Raw genomic sequence first — 3,444 nt, forward strand, 5'->3', positions numbered from 1 at the left:
ATGCAGATCCCGCGCGGCTCCGCCGCCAAATGACGCCAGCGCGCGCGGCGTGGGCGGCGAGGTGGAAATCTGCCTGGCGGTTTCCAGCATCATCGGGACGAAGCGCGACACCGCGCGCTTGACCGTCCACTTGGCGGCCGACACCGACAGCTGCAATCCCGCCACCACGCGCTGGTTCAGGTCGTAGACCGGCACCGCCAACGCCAGATCCCCGCGGTAGTACTCCTCCTTGCAGCAGGCGTAGCCCTGCTCACGCGTCAAGCGTATCTGCGCCATCAGTTCCTCCATGCCGGTCAGCGTATTGGCCGTGTACTTCACGCGCTCGCCCGCGGCCAAGGCTTCGTAGGCCTGCTCGTCGCTCATGCCCGCGAGGTATACGCGCCCGGTCGAGGAACAGTACATGGGAATGCGCCGCCCCACCGGCATGTGCACCAGCAGCCGCAAGGGACTGGGAAAGCGGCCGATGTAGATCATGTCCTGCCCGGCCGGCTCCGCCAGGTTCACGGTTTCCCCGGCATTGCGGTTGAGCTCGAGCAGGAAGGGGTTGGCGCGATCCAGCAACGGATGCGATTCCAGATAACGGCAGCCGGTGTCCAGTGTGCGCGACGACAGCGAGTAGCGCTTGCTGACGGGGTCCTTGTTGAGCAGGCCCAGCGCCTCCAGCGTGAAGGCGAAGCGCTGCGCGGCGCTGCGGGTGATGCCTGCCGCGGCGGCGATATCCGGCAGGCTCATGGAGGTGTGCTCGGCGTCGAAGGCATCGAGCACCGCAATGCCGGTGGCCAGCGATTGGACGTACAGCGTGGAGGATTCCGGGTTCATGGCTGGGATGAGCGGCGCAAGCCGCAAGTCTATTAGTGTTCGATACGTGGAGATTGCATTCCAATTTAAATGAATGCAAGAAAAAGAGTTGATTTCTTTGACAAATCCCACCTTTTCCAGACCATGCAATTTCGGGAAAACCCTTAAATAAAAAGCGCTTAGAGGAATCTGGAGTTTATTGACAGGCATTCCTTGAGCGGATTATAAAATCTACATGCGATATATACATATTGCTATTCGATACGATAATGCGCGCCAAGCAGGGACGAAATCGGACGTCCGATAGATTGTGCAGGTGCGCGATTCCGGCTTCCAGGGGATTCCGATGCTGCACAAAACGTTGAAATCGTTGTTGGCGACGGCGCTGTGCGCCGCCGCGCTGTCGGGCGCGCACGCCCAGACCGTCAAGGTGGGCGCCACGCCCACCGCGGTGCCATTCAACTTCCTAGACCCGAAGACCAATACCCTGCAGGGCGTGATGATCGACATCGCCCGCGCCGTGGGCAAGCAGGCCGGCTTCACCGTGGAAGTGATGCCGATCCCGTTCGCCTCGCTGGTGCCGGCCTTGCAGACCAACAAGATCGACATCATCGCCTCGGCCTTCGCCAAGACGCCGCAGCGCGCCGAAGTGGTCGATTTCACGCAGCTGGTGGTGGAGTACGGCGAGGCGCTGATCGTGCCGGAGAAGGACAGGACGGACTACAAGAGCATCGCCGACCTGAAGGGCAAGACCATCGGCGTGCAGATCGGCACGCTCTATGTCGAACCCCTGAAGGCCGCGCCCGGCATCAAGGAAATCAAGATGTACGAAACCATGTCCGACCTGGTGCGCGACGTGGCGCTGGGACGCCTGGACGCGGCCTTCGGCGACGGGCCTGTGATCTCCTATCAGGTCCGCACCCAGGGCGTGCGCAACGTGCGCTATGTGGAAAGCTACCAGCCGGCCATGCCGACCAACATAGCGCTGGCAGTGCGCAAGGGCGATGCCGAGCGCGTCAAGCAGCTCAACGTCGCCATCGACGCGCTGCGCCAGGACGGCACGCTCGCCGCCATCATGAAGAAATGGGGCGTCGCGCCCTGATCCCGAGCGCCGCGGTCCAATCCGCCGCGGCGCGCCGCCTAACAGGTATCCAAGATGTTCCAGTCATTTTTCAGTGACGCCGCGGAGTTCTTCCCGGTGCTGATGCAGGGGGTGCTGACGACCATCGCCATCACTGCGGCGGCGCTGGTAATCGCCACGGCGCTCGGCCTGTTCTGGGCCCTGCTGCGGGTCAGCGGCGTGGCTTCCCTGTCGCACGCCAGCCGCATCCTCACCAACATCATCCGCGGCGTCCCCATCATCGTCGTGCTGTTCTACATGTACTTCGTGCTGCCGGAGATCGGCATCAGCCTGACCGCCTTCCAGGCCGGCGCGCTGGGCCTGGGCATCGCGTACTCCTCGTATATGTCAGAGGTGTTCCGCTCGGGCATCGACGCGGTCGATCCCGGCCAGTTCGAGGCGGCCCAATCGCTGGGCATGTCGCGCACCAAGCTGATGCGCCGCGTGGTGCTGCCCCAGGCCTTCAAGGTCGCGCTGCCGCCCTATGGCAACAATGTGGTCATGATGCTCAAGGACTCCTCGCAGACGGCGGTCATCACCGTGGTCGAGCTGTCCATGCAGAGCAAGCTGATCGCTTCCTCCACATTCAAGAGCGCCACCATCTTCACGCTGGTCGCCCTTATGTACCTGGCCATGAGCCTGCCCATGATGTACTTCATCGGCAAACTGGAACGCCGACTGGGGCGCCGACTATGATCAAGATCGAAAACCTCAGCAAGTCGTTCGGCGCCCACCGCGTGCTGGAAGGCATCAACGCCGAAATCAAGCAGGGCGAAGTGGTCTGCCTGATCGGACCGTCCGGCTCCGGCAAGTCCACGCTCCTGCGCTGCATCAACGGCCTCGAACGCTACGACGGCGGCCGCATCACGATCGACGGCGTCACCGTGGACGCGCGGCGCAAGGACATCCAGAACATCCGCCAGCGCGTGGCCATGGTGTTCCAGCGCTTCAACCTGTTCCCGCACCGCACCGCGCTGGAGAACGTCATCGAAGGCCCGGTGCACGTCAAAGGCGAAAGCCTCCAGTCCGCCACCGCGCGCGGCCGCGAGATCCTGGCGTCGGTCGGCCTGGCCGAAAAGATGGACCATTATCCGCAGCAGCTTTCGGGCGGCCAGCAGCAGCGCGTGGCCATCGCCCGCGCGCTGGCGATGGAACCCGAGGCCATCCTGTTCGACGAGCCGACCTCGGCGCTGGATCCCGAACTTGTGGGCGAGGTGCTGTCCGTCATGCGAACGCTGGCCGAGAAAGGCATGACCATGGTCATCGTCACGCACGAAATGGACTTCGCGCGCAACGTCTCCGACCGCGTGCTGTTCCTGGAGAACGGCCGTATCGCCGAACAAGGCCCGTCGCGCGACGTTCTGAACAATCCCAGCAACGAACGCATGCGCGACTTCCTCAAACGCGTCACCCACGCCCAGTAGCTCCGGCACCATGACCAACGACCTGTTTTCACCCGCAGCCACGCTGTGGGCCACGACCGCGCCTGCGCGCGCCGCCTCGCCGGCGCTTACCGGCCCGCTGCA

Annotated in this window: 4 protein-coding genes; 3 read left to right on the forward strand and 1 reads right to left on the reverse strand. The window is 63.5% G+C overall.

Annotation, left to right across the window (positions count from 1 at the left end; all coding sequences use genetic code 11):
- Nucleotides 1–819, reverse strand: an 819-nt coding sequence (locus VIR09_RS26870; protein WP_332015633.1) for an IclR family transcriptional regulator, incomplete at its 3' end; no start/stop codon positions are given.
- Nucleotides 820–1,144: 325 nt separating this feature from the next.
- Here VIR09_RS26870 and VIR09_RS26875 point away from each other — a divergent pair.
- Genes VIR09_RS26875 through VIR09_RS26885 form a run of 3 tightly spaced genes read left to right on the forward strand, consistent with a single transcriptional unit; the run spans nt 1,145 to nt 3,342 of the window.
- The gene (locus VIR09_RS26875) at nt 1,145–1,900 is read left to right on the forward strand and encodes an ABC transporter substrate-binding protein (protein ID WP_332015634.1); all 756 of its coding nucleotides are present in this window, start codon (nt 1,145–1,147) and stop codon (nt 1,898–1,900) included.
- Nucleotides 1,901–1,954: 54 nt separating this feature from the next.
- On the forward strand, nt 1,955–2,614 hold the full coding sequence (locus VIR09_RS26880; protein WP_332015635.1) for an amino acid ABC transporter permease: 660 nt from the start codon (nt 1,955–1,957) through the stop codon (nt 2,612–2,614).
- A complete protein-coding gene (locus VIR09_RS26885) occupies nt 2,611–3,342 on the forward strand; it encodes an amino acid ABC transporter ATP-binding protein (protein ID WP_332015636.1) in 732 nt (243 codons plus the stop codon). Before VIR09_RS26880 ends, VIR09_RS26885 begins: the two co-directional genes overlap by 4 nt.
- Nucleotides 3,343–3,444: the final 102 nt, after the last annotated feature.

The organism is Achromobacter sp., assembly GCF_036567245.1.
GTDB lineage: Bacteria > Pseudomonadota > Gammaproteobacteria > Burkholderiales > Burkholderiaceae_B > Achromobacter.

Coding starts and splice junctions, on each gene's coding strand:
- VIR09_RS26875 (WP_332015634.1), top strand. CDS start 1,145: ATGCTGCACAAAACGTTGAAATCGTTGTTGGCGACGGCGCTGTGCGCC.
- VIR09_RS26880 (WP_332015635.1), top strand. CDS start 1,955: ATGTTCCAGTCATTTTTCAGTGACGCCGCGGAGTTCTTCCCGGTGCTG.
- VIR09_RS26885 (WP_332015636.1), top strand. CDS start 2,611: ATGATCAAGATCGAAAACCTCAGCAAGTCGTTCGGCGCCCACCGCGTG.